Raw genomic sequence first — 17856 nt, forward strand, 5'->3', positions numbered from 1 at the left:
AGCCATACGTATGTTGTCTGTCTTCTTGTTGTTCGGCTGAGAGGTGGCGACGGTGCCCGAGGTGATCAGCGCGATCGACGCCGTGGACGTGCGCTTCCCGACGTCGCTGAGCCTGGACGGGTCGGACGCGATGAACCCGGAACCCGACTACTCCGCCGCGTACGTCACCATCCGCACGAGCGCGGGGGAGGAGGGCTACGGCCTCGCGTTCACCGTCGGCCGTGGCAACGACGTGCAGGTCGCCGCCGTCCGGGCGCTGGTGCCGCTGGTCATCGGGATGCCGGTGGCCGACGCGCTCGCCGATCTCGGGGGTTTCTCGCGCCGCCTGACCGGGGACAGCCAGCTCCGGTGGCTGGGCCCCGACAAGGGCGCCATCCACATGGCCGCGGCGGCGATCGTCAACGCCGTGTGGGACCTGCGGGCGCGCCGCGAAGGCAAGCCGGTCTGGCGCCTGCTCGCCGAGCTGCCGCCGGCCGAGCTGGTCGATCTCATCGACTTCCGCTACCTGCAGGAAGCGCTTACTCCCGGCGAGGCGCTGGACATCCTCCGCCGCGCCGAACCGGGCCGCGCGGCTCGCCAGGCCGAGCTGCTCGCGTCGGGCTACCCGGCCTACACCACCACTCCCGGCTGGCTCGGCTATTCGCCGGAGAAGCTGACGGCGCTCGCGGCGGCGGCGGTCGAGGACGGGTTCACCCAGATCAAGCTCAAGGTCGGGGCCGATCTCGACGAGGACGTCCGGCGGATGCGGCTGGCGCGCGAGGTCGTCGGGCCGGACGTGCGGATCGCCATCGACGCCAACCAGGCGTGGGGCGTCGGGCAGGCCATCGCCTGGCTGCGGCCGCTGGCGGAGTTCGACCCGTACTGGATCGAGGAGCCGACCTCGCCCGACGACGTGCTCGGCCACGCCGCGATCCGCCGGGCGGTGGCGCCGATCAAGGTGGCGACCGGTGAGCACACGCACAACGCGGTGATGTTCAAGCAGCTGCTGCAGGCCGAGGCGATCGACATCCTCCAGCTCGACGCGAGCCGGGTCGCCGGCGTCACCGAAAACATCGCGATCCTGTTGCTGGCCGCGAAGTTCGGCGTGCCGGTGTGCCCGCACGCCGGTGGGGTGGGGCTGTGCGAGATGGTGCAGCACCTGGCGATGTTCGACTTCGTCGCGGTGAGCGGCACCCGGGCCGACCGGGTCATCGAGTACGTGGACCACCTGCACGAGCACTTCGTCGACCCGGTGCGGGTCGAGCGGGGGAGGTACCTGGCCCCGGACCGGCCCGGCCTCGGCGCCCGCCTGCACGTCGAGTCCGTGGCGCGCTACCGGTACCCCGACGGTCCCGCCTGGCACGAAGAAGCGGTGGTGGTCGCGTGACCGCCCGCCCGTGGTTGTCGTCCCCACCTGTCAACGAGGAGAGGTCATGAAGATCAGGTACCTGGGTGCCGCCGCCGCGGTCACGGCCGGCGTGCTGACCGCGGCGGTGCTCGCCGGTTGCAGTGGCGGCGGTGGCACCGCCGCGTCCGGCGGAACCGTCGTGGGCGTCGACTACCCCCGTTCGGACACCGACTTCTGGAACGCCTACATCAAGTACGTCCCGCAGTTCGCGGGCCGGTTCGGTCTCGACCTCAAGACCACGAACTCGCAGAACGACGTCGCCACCCTGACCGCCAACGTGCAGACGATGATCAGCCAGGGCGTCAAGGGCGTCGTGATGGCACCGCAGGACACCGCGGCGATCATCCCGACCCTGCAGCAGCTGGCCGGCAAGAAGATCCCGGTCGTGTCCGTCGACACCCGGCCCGACCAGGGCAACGTCTACATGGTCGTGCGGGCGGACAACCGCGCCTACGGGGAAAAGGCGTGCCGGTTCCTCGGCACGAAACTCGGGGGCCACGGCAAGGTCGTCATGCTGCAGGGCGACCTCGCGTCGATCAACGGGCGGGACCGCACCGAGGCGTTCAACGACTGCATGAAGCAGAACTTCCCGGGCATCACGGTCTTCGGCGAAGCCACCAACTGGGAGGCCGCCACCGCGGCCCAGAAGCTCCAGACCCGGCTCACCGCGAACCCGGACATCAAGGGTGTCTACATGCAGTCCAGCTTCGCCCTCTCCGGGACGCTGCAACTGCTGAAGCAGCGGAACCTGCTCGTGCCGGCCACCGACCCGAAGCACGTGTTCATCGTGTCCAACGACGGCATCCCCGAGGAGCTCGAGAAGATCCGCGCGGGCGAAATGGACGCGACCGTCTCCCAGCCCGCGGACCTGTTCGCCCAGTACGCGCTGCAGTACATCAAGGACGCCATCGCGGGCAAGACGCCGGTGCCGGGCAAGACCGACCACGACAGCACCATCGTGGCGGTCCGCGACGGCCTGATGGAGGACCAGCTGGCCGCGCCGCTGGTCACCGCGGACGGTGCCACCTTCGGGCCGGTCGCCAGCGTCAAGGTCGACGACCGGTCCCTGTGGGGCAACAGCAAGAGCTGACCGCACCCGCTTCGGAGAGGAGGCGAACATGAGCACCGTGCCCGTCGTCGAAGCGCGGCAGGTGGTCAAGCGCTACGGCGCCACCGTCGCGCTGGACCACGCGGACCTCACCGTCCTCCCGGGACAGACGCACGCGCTCGTCGGCCGCAACGGCGCCGGGAAGTCGACCCTCGTCTCCGTCCTCACCGGACTGACCGAACCGGATTCCGGCTCCCTGCGGCTGAACGGCGACCCGGCGCCGGCACTGTCCGATCGGGACAAGTGGCGTTCGCTGGTCGCCTGCGTGTACCAGCGGTCGACGATCATCCCGGACCTCTCGGTGGCCGAGAACCTGTTCCTGAACCGGCAGGAGACCCGGGGCGGGCTCGTCCGCTGGTCCGCGGTGCGCCGCGCGGCCACCGAGGTGCTCGAACGCTGGTCGGTGGACGTCGACGTCCGCCGGCCCGCGGGCGAGCTCGGTGTCGAGCAGCGGCAGTTCGTCGAGATCGCGCGAGCGCTGTCCTTCGGCGCCCGGTTCGTCATCCTCGACGAGCCGACCGCGCAGCTCGACGGCGGCGCGATCACCCGGCTGTTCGACCACATCGCCGACCTGCAACGCCAGGGCGTGACGTTCCTGTTCATCAGTCACCACCTGCAGGAGGTCTACGAGATCTGCGACACGGTCACGGTCTTCCGCGACGCCCGGCACGTCCTGACCGCCCCGGTCGCCGAGCTGCCGAAGCCCGGCCTCGTCGCGGCGATGACCGGCGAGAACGCCGCCGTGGCCGACGAACGCGCCTCGTCGGCCCGGCTCGGCCTGCCCCCGGTGCTCCGGGTGCGCGAGCTGAGCCTGGCCCCCACCTACGAAGGCATTTCCTTCCACGTCGCGCCGGGGGAGATCGTCGGCCTGGCCGGGGCCGGCGGCAGCGGCAAGACCGAGGTCGCCGAGACCTTGACCGGGCTGCGGGAGGCCGGCTCGGGCACCATCCTCGTCGGGGACCACCGCCCTCGCCCCGGCGACGTCCCGGCGGCGCTCGCCGCCGGGATCGGCTTCGTCCCGGAAGACCGCCACCGCCAAGGACTCGTCCCGGAGATGTCGGTCGCGGACAACACCACCCTGTCCGTGCTGGACCGCCTCGGGCCGGGCATCTTCGTCCGGTCCGGCCTGCGCGACCGCCTGGCCGGGACGATGATCGACCGGCTGGAGGTGAAGACGCCCGGCCCGGAGCTCGCCGTGTCGGCGCTGTCGGGCGGCAACCAGCAGAAGGTCGTCATGGCCCGTGCGCTCGCGGGCGACCCCCGGCTGCTCGTGCTGATCACCCCGACGGCGGGGGTGGACGTGCGGTCGAAGGAGTTCCTCCTCGGCAAGGTGGCCGAAGCCGCCGCCGCGGGCACCGCGGTGCTGATCGCCTCGGACGAGCTGGACGACCTGCGCCTCTGCGACCGCCTGCTCGTCATGGTCCGCGGACGGCTCACCGCCGAAATCCCCGCCGGCCGGCCGGACCACGAGATCGTGGCCGCCATGGAAGGAGTCGACCTCGATGCCCGATAGCCCCGCCGCCGTGCGTACCGAGGCCCCGGCCGAGCCCGGCGCCGCCGGACCGTCGCGGCGCATCGCCTTCGCCCGCGTGCGCGACTTCGCGCTCGTGCCCGGGATCATCGCGATCGCCGTGGTCGGCCAGCTGGTGAACCCGGTGTTCCTCCAGTACGACAACGTGCTCAACATCCTGCAGACCATGTCGGAGATCGCGCTGCTGGTGCTCGCCCAGACGCTGGTGCTGGTCGTCGGCAAGATGGATCTCTCACTGGAGTCCACGTTCGGCCTGGCCCCCGGCGTGGCCGCCTGGCTGACCATCGAGGGCGGCCATTCGCTCGGCCTCCTGCCGGCGTGGACGGCGGTGCCCGTGGTGCTCCTGGTCGGGGTGCTGGTCGGTGCGCTCAACGCGCTGCTGATCGTCCGGTTCGGGTTGAGCGGGTTCGTGGTCACCCTCGGCATGCTGATCGTGCTGCGCGGCCTGCTGACCGGGATCTCCGGCGGCCAGACGTTCTTCGGCATGCCGGATTCGATGCTCTACCTCGGCACCACCCTGTGGGCCGGGATCCCGGCGTCCATCTGGATCTGCGTGCTCCTGTTCGCCGGTGGTGTGGTGCTGCTCGGCTACACCCGGTTCGGCCGCAGCTTGTACGCGATCGGCGGCAACGAGGACGCGGCGAAGGCGGCGGGCATCCGGACCGACCGTCTCGTGTGGATCGTCCTGATCGGGGCGAGCGTGCTGGCCGCGCTCGGCGGGCTGCTGCTCTCGGGCCGGCTCGCGTCGGTGGCCGCGGCCCAGGGCAACGGCTACATCTTCACGGTGTTCGCGGCGGCGGTGATCGGCGGCGTCAGCCTGAACGGCGGCCGCGGCACGATCTTCGGTGCCTTCACGGGAATCCTGCTGCTCTACATGATCCAGAACGTGCTCACGCTGGCCGGAGTACCGGCCCAGTGGATCGGCGCCCTCAACGGCACGATCATCCTGGTCGCGCTCGTGATGTCCCGGATCACCAGTGGGAAGCGGCAGAACTGACGCGCTACCCGTCTTCGAGGTTCGGGAAGTCGGCCAGGTGGGCCCGCAGCCAGCGTTCGGACGTGTCGACGTGCATCAGCGCCGCCGCGGTCGCGACGGCCGGGTCGCGGCCGGCCAGTGCGTCGTAGATCGCCTTGTGCTGGGACAACGTCTCGTGCGTGACGCCCCGGTCGACGGTGCCGCGCCAGATCCTGGCCCGCAGCGTTCGCGAGGAGATTCCGTCCAGCAGGGCCGTCAGGGTTTCGTTGCCCGTCGCGGTGACCACCGCGCGGTGGAAGGCCGCGTCGAGCACCGTGAGGCGCTCGACGTCCTCGACCGCCTCCTCCATCGCGTCGAGCAGCTCGGCCACGGTCTGGAGCTCGGCGTCGGTGATCCGGGTCGCGGCCACCCCGGTCGCCGCGGGTTCCAGGAGGCGGCGCACCTCGGTCAGCTCGAGCACGCTGCTCTCCATGAGCGACACCGCGCTGCCCAGGCCCTCCAGCAGCAGGCTGGGCGCGAGGCTCGTGACGTACGTGCCGTCACCCCGGCGGACTTCGAGGACCCGGGCCAGCGCCAGCGCTTTCACGGCTTCCCGGGTCGGGCTGCGGGAAATCCCCAGCTCCGTGGCCAGCTCGTGCTCGGGAGGCAGCCGGGAGCCGGCGGGGAACCGCCCGGAGCGGACGAACTCGCGGATCCGGTCGATCGCCTCGTCGGTCAGGGACTTCGCCATGGTGCTCCTCGGACGGTGATTGCGCGAGATCCTACCAATCGTATGATGAATCGCGAGGAGATGGCGTCCTGTTCGCCGAATTCGATGCGGCCTAAGGTCCCGAAGACGCTCAGACGTGTGATGTTCCGACTGCGGGCAGCCGGTAGGTTCGGACGGCGTTCCGGTGAAAGACGGCGTCGGTGGCCGCGTGGTCGGCGAGCGCCTCGTGGACCAGCTCCAGCCACGTCTCGTAGTCCGTCGCCAGGGTCATGACGGGCCAGTCGCTGCCGTAAAGGCAGCGGCCGGGGCCGAACGCGTCGAGGGCTTCGCGCACCGCGTCCACCACGAGTGAGCGGGTGGTGCCGGGGGTGGTTTCGGTGGCCAGGCCGGACAGCTTGCACAGCACGTTGCCGTGCCGGGCCAGCCGGTGCAGGTCGCGGCGCCACCGGTCGTACCCGGGGCCGCCCGGCGACGGCTTGCCGAGGTGGTCCAGCACGATGGTCGTCCGCGGGCAGGCGGCGGCCAGCTCGGTCAGCTCGGGCAGCTGAGGGGCGCGGACGCAGGCGTCGAACGGCAGTCCCGCCTCGCCCAGCAGCCGAACCCCCGCCCGGAAGACCCGGTCGCCGAGGAATCCGGGCGCCTCGTCCTGCACGTTGCGCCGGACGCCGACCACGAACGGGTCACCGCCGTGCCCGGCGACGAACCGGCCCGCCGCTGCCGGGCGCTCGAGGTCCGCGTGCGCGACGATGCCGCGGATCCAGGGCCGCCGCCGCGCTTCCTGCCGCAGCCACGAGATTTCGGCGGCGGCGTCCGCGGGTGTCCGGCCCGCTTCGACGACGATGACGCCGTCCCGGCCCGGAGGTCCGGGGAAGTCGGCGGGGTGAACGGCCGGTTCAGGTCCGCGACGTCGTCGAGCCACGGGTAGCGCAGCCGCCGCGGGTCCCAGAAGTGGACGTGCGTGTCGAGGAACCCGGTCACGCCCCGCTCCCGGAGACCGGCTCGTCGAACGGGGTGGCGTAGGAAGCGGGGCGGGCCCGCAGCGCCAGCTCCAGCGTCAGGCGGATCCGGGTCGACCGGGGCAGCTCCACCCGCAGCCACGGGCCGTCGACGTCGATCGACGCGGAGGTCACGGCCGGCTCGCCGTGGCCGTAGTCGTAGAGACCGCCGATCCACGACGGGTCGTCGCACACGGTGTAGCCCGCGGTGCGGATGTGGTGCTCGGCGAAGGCCCCGGCCTGCACGATCACCGACCGTGCCGCGAGCGGGTCGAGGTTGACCAGCTCGAGCACGGTCGCCTCCGGGGCGATGTCCGAAACCAGCGCCGCCACCGACGGCGGCAGGCCCGGGCGCCGCGCCCGCGCGTCGTGGTAGCGGACGCGGGCCTGCTGCAGGCCGCCGTTGTAGACGACCTGCGGCCCGCCCCAGGTGAGCTGGACCAGCGCCTCGGTGACCACCGGGTTGGACTGCTGCCACAGGTGGATGTCGGCCTCGGGGACGTCCAGGTCGCGGTAGCGCTCCATGCGGGCCAGCCGGTGCCGCACCTGGGCCTGCGCGGCGGCCAGGATCCGCTCCGGGTAGCCGGGATCGTCGCCCGCGAGGTAGGCGAACCACGGCTCTTCGTGCCCGGCCTCTTCCTTGCTGCGGAAGGATCGCACGGTGCGCCAGTCGTGGCCGCCGGCGGCGCGCAGCCGTTCGATGCGGTCCCGGTCCCCGGCGGCGGCGGTGTGGTGCCACAACGCGACGGGGACACCCATCAGCATCGGGTTGTAGTCGAACCACCCGCGGTCGTCGCGGCGGTAGGGCACGTGCAGCGTCGGCTGGTGCACGTCCTCGCGCAGCTGGACCGACCACTTGGACTCGAGACTGGAGTCCGCGTCGGTGAACGCCATGACCTTGCCCTGGGCGATGATCTCGTCCAGCACCGGGCGCACCAGGTCGGCGAACGTGTCGTCGCCGGTGGCGAGCGCGGCCGACAGCGCGCCGACGACGGCGGCGTGCCCGACGCTGTACCAGCCGTGCGGCCACGACCAGCCGTAGTGCCCGCCGTACCAGCGGCCCTCCAGCAGCCCGCCGACCGTGCCGTCGGGCGCGACGTTGTCGGGCAGGATGCCGCCGTTGGCGGCCGCGCGCTCACGCCACGCGCCCACGTACTCGGCGAGCCAGTCGCGGTAGCGCGGCTCGCCGGACAGCAGCAGGGCGTTGAGGACGAGCCCGGAAGCGGCCAGGTTGACCGCGGTGTCGCCCACTCCCATCCGCCGGCGCATCTGCTCGCCCATGATCGAGCCGTCCGGCGGCAGCCACTCCAGCGGGAAGCCGTACGTCCTGGCCTCCCGGGGCAGCCATGGGTAGGAATCGCCGTCGAAGAGCCCTTCGCGCGCCGGGTCGCTGCCGTTGTGGGGGCGCCGGATGATGCGGTGCCCGGGGTCGTAGTTGCCGTGCGCGGGATCGACGTAGAGCTCCGCGAACCGCAGCGCCCGGTCCCGCCACCGCCCGGGTGCGGCCATGCACAGGAAGTACAGCAGCAGCAGGCTTTCCCCCTGGTGGAACCAGTCGTAGCCGCGTTCGTACCCGTCGTGCAGCATGCCCAGCTCGGTCAGCTGCCGGGTGACGCCCTCCCAGTGGTGCTCGGACTGGGCGAGCAGGTCGTCGGCGCCGCCGAGCAGGTAGAGCTGGGGCCAGTTGAAGAACGTCTCGTAGAAGTCGTCTACGCCGTCGCGGGTGGTGAGCTCACCGTCGTAGCGCAGCCGCCCGTCCGGGCCGGTGAAGTCGCGGGCGAACCGGCGCCAGGCCTGGTCGAGCAGGGCGAACAGCTCGCGCTGCGCGAGGGCCCAGCCGGGCGGTTCGAGCAGGGGCACCGAGGCCGTGATGACGGGGTGCATCAAAGTTCTCCATGGTGGTCACTCCTTGGTCGCGCCGGCGAGCATCCCGGTGACCAGGAAACGTTGGGAGAAGAGGAAAACGACGAGTACCGGGGTGATGGCGAGCAGCGTGGCCAGCGCGAGCTCGGGGCGCTGGACCGCCGCGGTGCCGACGGTCGGGTTGAACTGCGGGACGGCGTCGAGCAGGGTGCCCAGGCCGACCTGGACGGGGAACTGGTCGCTCTCCGGCAGCAGGACGTACGGCAGGAAGTAGTTGGTCCAGTTGGCGACGAAGCTGAAGAAGCCGACGAGGGCCACGACCGGGGCGGCCAGCGGCAACGCGATGTGGTGGAACACGCCGAACGGCGAGCAGCCGTCGAGCATCGCCGCGTCGATCAGGTCGCGGGGCAGCGCGGTGCTGAAGTAGATGTAGGTCAGGTACACGCCGAACGGGTAGAACGCGTACGGCAGGACGATCGACCACATCGAGCCGATCAGGTGGACGGCGTTGATCTCGAGGAACAGCGGCACCACCAGCGTCGCGTTCGGCATCAGCATGACCACCAGCGTCGCGACGAGCAGGGTGCGCCGGCCGCGGAACTCGGTCATCGCGAGGGCGTAGCCGGCCGGGATCGCCACGCACAGCGTGATCGCGAGCGCGGCGAACGAGTACAGCGCGGAGTTGCCCAGCCACTCGAAGATCGCGTTGTCCCCGAAGGAGGTCAGCGCGGTCCAGTTGGCCCCGAGCGCTTCCCACGAGCCGAACGACAGCGGGTGGCCGTGCACGAGCTGGTCGTCGGTCTTGGTGGCGGCCAGCAGCAGCCACAGCACCGGGAGCACGAAGAAGACCAGGAACAGCGCGAGCACCAGCAGCGACAGCGGGTTCGGCAGCCGCCGACCCGGCCTAGTCGGCATCGAAGAACCCCGATCGCGCGACGAACACGCCGGCGACGACCACGCCGATCACCAGCAGCTCGACGGAAATGGCCGCGGCCGTGTTCACATTGTTGTTCTGGAAGGCGAAGTCGTAGGAGAGCTGGTTGAGCGAATAGTCGCGCCCGGCGACGCCGACGCTCGCCTGCGAGAGCAGCTGCGGCTCGACGAACAGCTGGGTGCCCCCGGCGAACGCCAGGATCACCATGTAGACGATCCACTTGCGCAGCAACGGGATCTGGATGCGCCAGGCCGTCTGCCACGCGCCCGCGCCGTCGATCCGCGCCGCCTCCAGCAGGTCGGGGGAGATGTTGTTCAACGCGCCGTACATCACGACGATCCAGCCGCCCGCGCCGGTCCAGAAGGCGATCATGGTGAACAGCACCGGCAGGTGGCCGGGCGCGACGACCTCGCCGAAGGTGTCGAACCCGAGCGCCCGCAACAGGAAGCTCACCGGGCTCACCGACGGGTCCAGCATGAACAGCCAGACCAGCACGCTGGCCGCACCGGCCAGCGCCCCGGGGATGTAGAAGAGGAAGCGCAGGGTGGTGCCGCCCGCCCGGGACCGCAGCCGGTGCAGCAGCAGCGCCAGCCCGACGACGAACACCACCAGCGACACCAGCCAGAACAGCAGGTAGAGCGCCACGTGCCCGACCGCGGCGGCGTACCGGAAGTCTTCGGCGGCCTCGACGAAGTTCGCCAGGCCGGCGAAGCGGTCGCCCGCGTCGGTGAACGCGAAGTACACCGCGTACACCGTGGGCACGACCCCGAACGCGACCAGCAGGACGACGTAGGCCGCGACGAAGAGGTGGCCGGCCCGGCCCGGCCGGAGCGTCCGCCGTCGCGACGGTGCCCCGGCCGGCCGGGCGGCCGTGCTCACTGGGCGACCTCGTACCCGTTCGACTTCGCGTGGTCGGTGATCGCCTTCTGCCAGTCGGGCAGCAGGGAGACGATCGTCTTGCCGGCGGTCTGGCCGGGGGTGACGGTCGCGGCCCAGATCGCCTCCTGGCTGAACTGCCCGTAGCCCCAGCCCGGCCACACCTGCGCGGCGGCCGTCTGCAGCGGTCCGGTGACGTCGCCGGCGTAGTACCCGCTGGCCGTCTGCTTCGCCAGCCAGGCCTTCGCCGCGCCCGTGTTGGCCGGGTAGCCCGGGGCGACCTGGCCCTGGTAGTCCGGCGCGGTCGTCACCCAGGTCAGGAAGTCGGTGGCGTCCTTGAGGTTGGCGCTGTGGGCGGACATCAGCCAGGTGCCGCCGCCGACGTTGCCGACCGACGGGGCCGTTTCGCCGGCCCATTGGGGCATCGGCGCGACGGCGATCTGGCCGGGGGGAGTCTTCAGGGACTCCTGGAAGATCGATCCGCCGAACCAGGACGGCCCCGGCAGCATGAGGATCTTGTCTCCGGAGTTCTTGTCGAAGTCCGAGCTGAACACGCTGCTGGTGGACATCGCGTGGTTCGCGACCAGCGTGTCGAGCAGCGCCGCCATCCGGGTGCAGGCGGGGCTCGTGGTGGTCACCTTCACCTTCTTCGGGCCGGTGATCTCGTTGGCGCCGCACTTGCCGGCCCACAGGTAGATCTCCGGGGTGAAGTTGTCCCCGGCCGTGCCGACCAGGTAGCCGGGGTGCTCGGTGGCGACGCGCTGCCCCAGCGCCTGGTACTCCTCCCAGGTCTTCGGCACCTGGTAGTTCCACTGCCGCATCAGCGAAGCGTTGTACCAGAGCACGGTCTGGGCGAGGTCGTTGCGCAGGCAGTAGAGCGTGCCGTCCACGGTGCAGGGGGCGTTGGCGCCGGGGGCCCAGCCGTTCAGCGTGGCTTCGGGGATCTGGCCCTTGTTGAGGGGTGCGGTGAAGCCGGCCTGGACCGCCCAGGAGGTCTCGTTGTTCTGGGTGCTGAACACGACGTCCGGCCAGCCGCTGCGGGTGCGGTTGAACAGGCTCACCTTGGTCTGGAGGTAGTTCGAGCCGTTGGCGTCGCCGTCGTAGGTGACGATGTCCAGCTTCACCGACGGGTGTTGCTTCTGGTACAGCTGCGCGGCGGGCAGCCGCGTCGAGTCGACCCACACGGTGAGCTGTCCGCCGGTCTGCGGCACCGGCTTGAACTCGCTCTGGGCGCCGGTACCGCTGTCGCCGTTCCCGCACGCCGTGACCGCGGCGAGGACGGCCGCGACGCCGAGCACCAGTCCTGCGGACCGCCGGCGGCGCCGGGCTGGTCTCCTGCCTCCGGTGGCTGGGGCTGTCATGAGCTACTCCACTCCGTCGTGGGGGCCCGCAGGTCTACCTGATCAGGCAACGTCGTCCGACGATGTGTCCGACACATCGTGCGTTGCCGGCGGGTGTCGTCTATGAGAGTCGGTGCAGGGCCCGTAGTCAAGAGGGAACTTCGGGAAAATGTGTCGTACTTATTTATGTCGCCGCGACTCAGATGTATGCTTCATGGTCGCTGAGCGTGAAGGAGGCGGTGGTGGACGGCGTGCCCGCATCGATCGAACCCGGTCCGGCCGGTGGCGACCCGCCCGGGACCCCGCCGCCGACCTCGTACCGGCCGGGCTACGAGCTCGTCGCCGAGCAGATCCTCCGGCTCATCGCCGAGCTGCGGCTGCGGCCGGGCGACCGCATGCCGACCGAGAACGAGCTGGCGGCGCGGATGGGAACCAGCCGGACCGTGGTGCGCGAAGCCGTCAAGATCCTCTCCGCGATCGGCCGGGTGCGCGCCCAGAAGGGGCGGGGCCTCTACGTCGCCGACGACGAGGGGATGCTCGGTTCCGCGCACTGGGGCAGCTTGTTCCTGCCGACGGACCTCGAACACATCTACATGCTGTTCGAGTTCCGCCGCGTCCAGGAGATGACCGCCGGCCGGCTGGCGGCGACCCGGGCCACCCCCGGCGAGCTGCGGTCGATCGAGGCGGCGGCGGAGACGTGCCGCCAGGGTCACCTGACCGGCGAGGCGGCGCTGTTCGATCGTGGGGACGACGAGTTCCACCTCGGCATCGCGGCGGCGTCCCACAACCAGTTCCTGCTGGCCGCGGTCCGCGAGGCGCGGCGGCTGCAGCACCAGTCCAGCACGATCGGGCTGCACGGCACCGTCGGCGGACACGCGGCCGAGGCGATCGACGAGCACGCCGCGATCTACCGGGCGATCCGGGACGGCGATCCGGAGGCCGCCGCGCAGGCGGCCGCGGTCCACCTGGACAACACCCTGGAGGACTACCGCCGCGAGATCCAGCGGCGCGTCTTCGGCTGAGGCCGCGGTGGATCACAGCGGGCGGTCGTGAGTGAGAAACAGTGTTCTAACCCTGTTTCTCACTCACGACCACCCGGGGGCGGAGCCGGCCGGAAGCTGCCGGGTCACAGCCGGGCGAGCGGGACGGCCGCGGCCATGGCGGCGTAGCCCGCGTCGCCCGGATGCAGGTGATCACCGGAGTCGTAGACGGGGCGCATCGTCTCCGGGTCGGCCGGATCGCGGACGGCGGCGTCGAAGTCGACCCAGCCGTCGAACACCCCGCCGTTGTCGCGGATGAAGGCGTTGACCTCGTTGCGCGCCGCGAGGTGCGCGTCGCTGCCGCAGGTGCACCCCTTGATCGGGGTGAGCGTGCCGGCGAGCACCCGGATGCGGGCCGCGTGCAGCTCGGCGGCGATCTCCTTCAGCCCGGCGATGACGTCGCTCGCGCTGGTGCCGCTGGTGATGTCGTTGATGCCTTCGAGGACGATCGCGGTCCGCACCCCGGGCAGGCTGATCAGGTCGTGGTTCAGCCGGGCCAGTGCGTTCACGCCCGCGGTGCGGCCGTCGGGGTAGCCGCTGAAGGCGTCCTGCAGGATCCGGTTGCCGGAGATGCCTTCGTTCACCACGGCGCGGCCCGGCAGGCGCCGGGCCAGGAAGTCCGGCCAGCGGCTGTTCGTGTTCGGCGTGGACGAGTAGCCGTCGGTGATCGAGTCGCCGAACGCGACCACGGCGCCACCGCCCGGTCCGGTCACATCGATCCCGGACAGGATCGTCCAGAAGCCGAACGTGCCCGCGGACGGGAACGCGACACCGTCACCGGTGTGGTCACCGGTGCCGTCGGCCGTGGTGTACATCTCCTGCAGCGCGACGCTGTGCATCGGCGCATTGGTCACGGTTCCCTTCAAGTACAAGCTCACCAGCAAGTCCGCGTCGGCGGGCACGGTGAACGGCAGCGGGTCGCTGACCGCCTGGCCACCCGCCGGCAGCGCGGCCTCCCGCCGTCCGCCGAAGGTGAGCGTCACCGGCGTGCGGGCCGGAACCGCGCCGACGCTCCGGACCGCGATGGTCGCGTGCCCGACGACCAGCGGCCCGGGGTCGTAGGCGTTGTCGAGCCGGATCCGCACCTGGGAGCCGCCGCGGCTGGTGTGCTCCACCATCCGCAGCGTGCGTTCGGTCCACGGCCCGGCGGCGAGCCCGTCGTCCGTCGCCGTGGCCCACGTCGGCGTCCAGGGCCCGGCCGTGGGCCGGGTGCCGATCGAGAAGACGTGCAGCCGCCCGCCCGAGCCGGTCTTCGGCAGGGTGAGCGCGGTGACCGGGACGCCCGGGTCGAGGGGGATGGAGACGGTGTAGAGCTTGGCGGGGACCGCGTTCGGGCCGTCGGGGGTGTTCCACCGCGGGAACGCCACGGTCAGCCGGCTGCCCGGCCCGACGATCCAGTCGGGCGCGGCCAGCCGGTAGTCCTGGGTGTGGCCGTCGGCGTACTCGAGCGTTCCCGTGCCCTCGGTGCCGGCGCCCGTGCTCGTCACGAGGAACGACAGCGCCGCACCGGCGAACCGGCCGCGGATGCGCTGGCCGTCGGCGACGACGTTGTCCGGGCTTCCCGGCGCGGCGGTGGGCAGCCGGAGCTGCGCGCCGTCGACCGTGACGACCCGGCCGCGGTCCCAGCCCGCGGCCGTGCGGTCTTCCGCGATCAGGCTGTGTCCGCTGCCGTCGAAGTCGGCGGCCGTCGGCACGGCGGCCGGGCTGGTACTGGCGTTGTCGAACGCCGACGCGAGGTCGGGATAAGTGACGGCCGCGACCGCCTGGGCCGCCGGGGCGAGCAGCCCGGCCGCCAGCAGTGCGGTGAGCAGGATCCGCTTCACGAGGTCCTCCCGGGATCAGGCGCAGTGGTGGGCGGTGAACTTCGAGGTTCCGGAGCCGATCGGGATCCGCTGGCCGGTGGGCAGGGTGACGGTGGCGGTCGTATTGGCGGGCACGGTGACGGTGAGGTCGAAGCGGCAGCCGGTCTGCGTCCACTCCGAGGCGACCAGGCCGCGGACCGTGTCGATCGACGCGGCCACGTGCCCCAGCCCGGCGGGCACCTGCGGGGCGATCGCGATCGACGCGTATCCCGGCGCCGCGGGCGTGATGCCGGCGAACTGCGTGTAGAAGGCGGCGTTGATCCCGGCGAACATGGCGTGGTCGTGGGTTTCCATGCCGGACTCGTAGGTCCACTGCTCCCACGGCGTCGTCGCGCCGCGGCCGATCTCGTAGCCGAAGCCCGGGTAGGTCTTCTGGCGCAGCACGGCCAGGGCGACGTCGATCCGGCCCGCCTTCGCCAGGGCCTCGGGCAGGTAGCGGGTGCCGAAGATCCCGGTGTCGAGGTGCCCGCCGTCCTTGGTCAGGATCGTGTCGACGAGCTTCGCGCCGACCCCGGCCACCTTGTCCGGCGGCACGATGCCGAAGGCCAGCGGGAGGACACTGGTCGTCTGGCGGCCGTCGCCGTAGGTGGTCCCGTCGAGGAAGTGCGCGTTGAACGCCGCGGCGATCGCGGTCGCCAGGTCCGCGAAGTGCGTCGCGTCGTCGGTCTTTCCCAGTGCTCGCGCGGCTTTCGCGACGTCCTCGGCCTGCCGGTAGGACAGCGCGGTGTTGACCAGCGAGCGCTCGCTGAAGCACGCTCCCGCGGACGGGTTTCCCTGGCCCCCGTCGGCGTTCGGGCTCCGGTCGGGCGGGCACCAGTCGCCGAACCCGCGGTCTTCGGGCCAGATCAGGCCCGGGTAGGCGGCGGCGTTGGTGTCCACGAACGTCTTCATCGCCGGGTAGGCGGCGGCGAGCCGCGGGAGGTCGCCGTACTGCTCGTAGAGCGACCAGGCCAGGTCGACCGAGCCGCCGCCCATGTCCGGCAGCTGCGCGTTGCCGTCGTCGGTGGGCAGCGCCGTGCCGGGCGGCAGGTCGAGCAGGTACTTGCCGTAGAAGGTGTCCATGCCGAAGTCGAGGACGGACGCGTCGTGATAGGCCTGCACGTCCATGCCCGGCGGCGTCCGTTCGTCGCGGACCGGGTTGTCCGTCGGCAGGCTCATCGAGTTGTTCAGGACCGCCCGCCGGTTGTTCGCCCAGATCGTGTTCAGCAGCGGATCGGACGTCTCGACGTGCCCGGTCGCGGCGACGTCGGCGTGCACGACCCGGCCGGCGACGCTGCCGAGGTCCGGTGTTCCCGGGAAGCCGGTGAGCTCGAGGTAGCGGAAGCCGTGGTAGGTGAACCGCGGCTCGTAGACCTGCACGCCGCGCGCGGGGCCGAGCGTGTACGAGTCGGTCGACGCGGCGTTGCGGTTGGTCGTGGTGTCGAGCGTGCCGTCGGGTTCGAGCTCCTCCGAGGTGCGCATCCGCACGGTCGTGCCGGCCGGCCCGGCGACGCGGAGCTGGGCCCAGCCCGCGAAGTTCTGCCCGAAGTCGTAGACGTACACGCCCGGGCGAGGCTGCTTCACCGACACCGCGCGCAGGGTCTGCGCCACCCGGATCGGCGGTGCGGTCGACGCGGTGAGCGACGGGCTCGGCGCGGTCGCGGCCCGCACCGGGTGCCAGGCCGAGTCGTCGAAGCCCGGCCGGTCCCAGCCGTCCTGGGCGAGCCGGGCGTCGTAGCTCTCGCCCGCGTAGAGGTCGTTGGCCGTCACCGGGCCGTCCGACCAGCGCCAGGATTCGTCGGTGGTGATCGTCCGGCGGCTCCCGTCGGCGAAGGTGACGACCAGCGCGGCGATTCCCTGTTTCGGCCCGGTCCAGCGGAAGCCGTACTGGCTGAAGCGGGGCCCGTATCCGTTGCCCAGCCACAGGCCCGCGGCGTTCCGTCCGATGTGGACCTGGTTCGTCACGTCGAAGGAGTCGTAGAGGGTGCGCCGGTCGTAGGGCGTGCTGCCCGGCGCCAGCACCTGGTCGCCGACCTTGCCGCCGTTGAGGTGCAGCTCGTAGAAGCCGAGGCCGTAGACGTAGGCGCGGGCGCTCGCGACGGGCTTGTCCAGGACGAACTCGTGACGCAGCAACGGCGCGTCCGGCGACTGGGCGAGCAGCAGCGGGTCGCCCTGGGGTTCGAGCATCCCGTCGGTGACGGTGGCCCCGGGGAACCGGGCGTCCGGAGTGGACGAGAAGTCGTCGGAGAACAACGGTGTGCCGTCGAGACCGTGCACGGCCAGGTTGTCGAAGGCGGCGGCTTCGGGCACCCCTTGGCTGATCGACGTGCGGAACCCGACGGTGCCCGCGCGCACGGCGTCGACCGTCCGCGAGTCGACCTGCGTGCCGTCGACGGCCGTGACGACGGTGGCTCCCCGCGCTTCGATCCGCAGGTGGTGCGGGGCGTTGACGGTCTGCGGGGTGATGACCGCGCTCAGGTCGGTTTCCCCGAGGAGCGCGAAGGATCCGTGGCTCTTGGCGTGCGGCCGCAGCAGCACCTTGCCCGGGGTGGTGGCGGCGTTCACCTGCCACATCAGGAAGTCGTCGGGTCCGGTGGCCCGGAAGACCACGCTCGCGGCCGCGGCCTTGATCGTGAAATCGATGTCCAGGACGAAGTCCTGCCAGGCGTAGGCTCCGCCGGTGTCCGGCGTGATCCAGGCGGCGCCGCCCCAGTCGGCCGGCTGCGCGGGCCCGATTTCCCACCACGTCGTCGCGGCCGCGGCCGGGGAACCGCCGTCGGCTCCCCACACTTCGACGGTCCAGTAGTTCCGCTTTCCCACCGCGGCAACGGGTCCGCGGTAGGGCACGCCGACGGAACCGGCGCTCGCGACCTTGCCGCTGTCCCAGACGTCGGCGCGCTTTTCGGTGAGCAGGCGCGGATCGGTGGCGACGAGGATCCGGTACGCCGTCTGCCGGGCGCCGGGTCGTCCGGAGCGCAGTTTCCAGCTCAGCGCCGGCGCGCTGCTCGCCGCCAGGGGAGTGGTGACGTTGCCGGCGCGCAGGTCGAACGCCTGGAGCGTGGAGTCGTGCGCCACCGCATCGGCGGGCGACGCCGCGAGCGAGACGGAAAGCAAGGCGGTCAACAGAACGAGCACGGCTCGTGGGCGGTGACCGGACATGAACACTCCATTCGCGAGTCGACTCCGTCGTCGGCCTTGGCGGTGATGTCCATCGGCGTTGAAACGTTTCAAGCAATTTTAGCAGCACGGTTACTCG

The 17856-nt window shown here is 71.4% G+C and carries 13 protein-coding genes; 5 read left to right on the forward strand and 8 right to left on the reverse strand.

What is annotated here, in order from left to right; all coding sequences use genetic code 11:
- Positions 1 to 43 precede the first annotated feature (43 nt).
- Genes AA23TX_RS12660 through AA23TX_RS12675 form a run of 4 tightly spaced genes read left to right on the forward strand, consistent with a single transcriptional unit; the run spans position 44 to position 5023 of the window.
- The gene (locus tag AA23TX_RS12660; RefSeq protein ID WP_155542720.1) at positions 44 to 1366 is read left to right on the forward strand and encodes an enolase C-terminal domain-like protein; all 1323 of its coding nucleotides are present in this window, start codon (positions 44 to 46) and stop codon (positions 1364 to 1366) included.
- A gap of 46 nt (positions 1367 to 1412) precedes the next feature.
- Positions 1413 to 2477: a sugar ABC transporter substrate-binding protein gene (locus AA23TX_RS12665; RefSeq protein WP_155542721.1), complete on the forward strand. Its 1065-nt coding sequence runs from the start codon at positions 1413 to 1415 to the stop codon at positions 2475 to 2477.
- A gap of 28 nt (positions 2478 to 2505) precedes the next feature.
- A complete protein-coding gene (locus AA23TX_RS12670) occupies positions 2506 to 4008 on the forward strand; it encodes a sugar ABC transporter ATP-binding protein (RefSeq protein WP_155542722.1) in 1503 nt (500 codons plus the stop codon).
- Positions 3998 to 5023, forward strand: a complete 1026-nt coding sequence (locus AA23TX_RS12675; protein ID WP_155542723.1) for an ABC transporter permease — start codon at positions 3998 to 4000, stop codon at positions 5021 to 5023. The genes AA23TX_RS12670 and AA23TX_RS12675 overlap by 11 nt, the downstream gene beginning before the upstream one ends.
- Positions 5024 to 5027: 4 nt before the next feature.
- On the opposite strand, the gene AA23TX_RS12680 is transcribed toward AA23TX_RS12675, so the two are convergent.
- From AA23TX_RS12680 to AA23TX_RS12705, 6 genes are all read right to left on the reverse strand, one after another.
- The gene (locus tag AA23TX_RS12680; protein ID WP_155542724.1) at positions 5028 to 5732 is read right to left on the reverse strand and encodes a FadR/GntR family transcriptional regulator; all 705 of its coding nucleotides are present in this window, start codon (positions 5730 to 5732) and stop codon (positions 5028 to 5030) included.
- Between the two features lie 109 nt (positions 5733 to 5841).
- Complete coding sequence (locus AA23TX_RS12685) at positions 5842 to 6657, reverse strand: amidohydrolase family protein (RefSeq protein WP_155542725.1); 816 nt, start codon at positions 6655 to 6657, stop codon at positions 5842 to 5844.
- 28 nt (positions 6658 to 6685) lie between these two features.
- The gene (locus AA23TX_RS12690) at positions 6686 to 8590 is read right to left on the reverse strand and encodes a DUF8034 domain-containing protein (protein ID WP_155542726.1); all 1905 of its coding nucleotides are present in this window, start codon (positions 8588 to 8590) and stop codon (positions 6686 to 6688) included.
- An 18-nt stretch (positions 8591 to 8608) separates the two neighbouring features.
- A complete protein-coding gene (locus AA23TX_RS12695; RefSeq protein WP_155542727.1) occupies positions 8609 to 9484 on the reverse strand; it encodes a carbohydrate ABC transporter permease in 876 nt (291 codons plus the stop codon).
- Positions 9474 to 10382: a carbohydrate ABC transporter permease gene (locus tag AA23TX_RS12700; RefSeq protein WP_155542728.1), complete on the reverse strand. Its 909-nt coding sequence runs from the start codon at positions 10380 to 10382 to the stop codon at positions 9474 to 9476. The genes AA23TX_RS12695 and AA23TX_RS12700 overlap by 11 nt, the downstream gene beginning before the upstream one ends.
- Complete coding sequence (locus AA23TX_RS12705; protein ID WP_155542729.1) at positions 10379 to 11740, reverse strand: ABC transporter substrate-binding protein; 1362 nt, start codon at positions 11738 to 11740, stop codon at positions 10379 to 10381. The genes AA23TX_RS12700 and AA23TX_RS12705 overlap by 4 nt, the downstream gene beginning before the upstream one ends.
- A gap of 206 nt (positions 11741 to 11946) precedes the next feature.
- On the opposite strand from AA23TX_RS12705, the gene AA23TX_RS12710 reads away from it, so the two are divergent.
- The gene (locus AA23TX_RS12710) at positions 11947 to 12741 is read left to right on the forward strand and encodes a FadR/GntR family transcriptional regulator (protein WP_230862456.1); all 795 of its coding nucleotides are present in this window, start codon (positions 11947 to 11949) and stop codon (positions 12739 to 12741) included.
- 104 nt (positions 12742 to 12845) lie between these two features.
- Here the strand turns inward: AA23TX_RS12710 and AA23TX_RS12715 are convergent, their stop codons facing one another.
- Complete coding sequence (locus AA23TX_RS12715; protein ID WP_155542731.1) at positions 12846 to 14582, reverse strand: GDSL-type esterase/lipase family protein; 1737 nt, start codon at positions 14580 to 14582, stop codon at positions 12846 to 12848.
- Between the two features lie 15 nt (positions 14583 to 14597).
- Positions 14598 to 17759 (reverse strand): family 78 glycoside hydrolase catalytic domain, encoded by a 3162-nt coding sequence (locus AA23TX_RS12720; RefSeq protein WP_230862457.1) that lies wholly within the window; start codon positions 17757 to 17759, stop codon positions 14598 to 14600.
- Positions 17760 to 17856 lie beyond the last annotated feature (97 nt).

Origin of the sequence: Amycolatopsis camponoti, from assembly GCF_902497555.1 — a bacterium.
GTDB lineage: Bacteria > Actinomycetota > Actinomycetes > Mycobacteriales > Pseudonocardiaceae > Amycolatopsis > Amycolatopsis camponoti.

Coding starts and splice junctions, on each gene's coding strand:
- AA23TX_RS12665 (WP_155542721.1), top strand. CDS start 1,413: ATGAAGATCAGGTACCTGGGTGCCGCCGCCGCGGTCACGGCCGGCGTG.
- AA23TX_RS12670 (WP_155542722.1), top strand. CDS start 2,506: ATGAGCACCGTGCCCGTCGTCGAAGCGCGGCAGGTGGTCAAGCGCTAC.
- AA23TX_RS12675 (WP_155542723.1), top strand. CDS start 3,998: ATGCCCGATAGCCCCGCCGCCGTGCGTACCGAGGCCCCGGCCGAGCCC.
- AA23TX_RS12680 (WP_155542724.1), bottom strand. CDS start 5,732: ATGGCGAAGTCCCTGACCGACGAGGCGATCGACCGGATCCGCGAGTTC.
- AA23TX_RS12690 (WP_155542726.1), bottom strand. CDS start 8,590: ATGCACCCCGTCATCACGGCCTCGGTGCCCCTGCTCGAACCGCCCGGC.
- AA23TX_RS12695 (WP_155542727.1), bottom strand. CDS start 9,484: ATGCCGACTAGGCCGGGTCGGCGGCTGCCGAACCCGCTGTCGCTGCTG.
- AA23TX_RS12705 (WP_155542729.1), bottom strand. CDS start 11,740: ATGACAGCCCCAGCCACCGGAGGCAGGAGACCAGCCCGGCGCCGCCGG.
- AA23TX_RS12720 (WP_230862457.1), bottom strand. CDS start 17,759: ATGTCCGGTCACCGCCCACGAGCCGTGCTCGTTCTGTTGACCGCCTTG.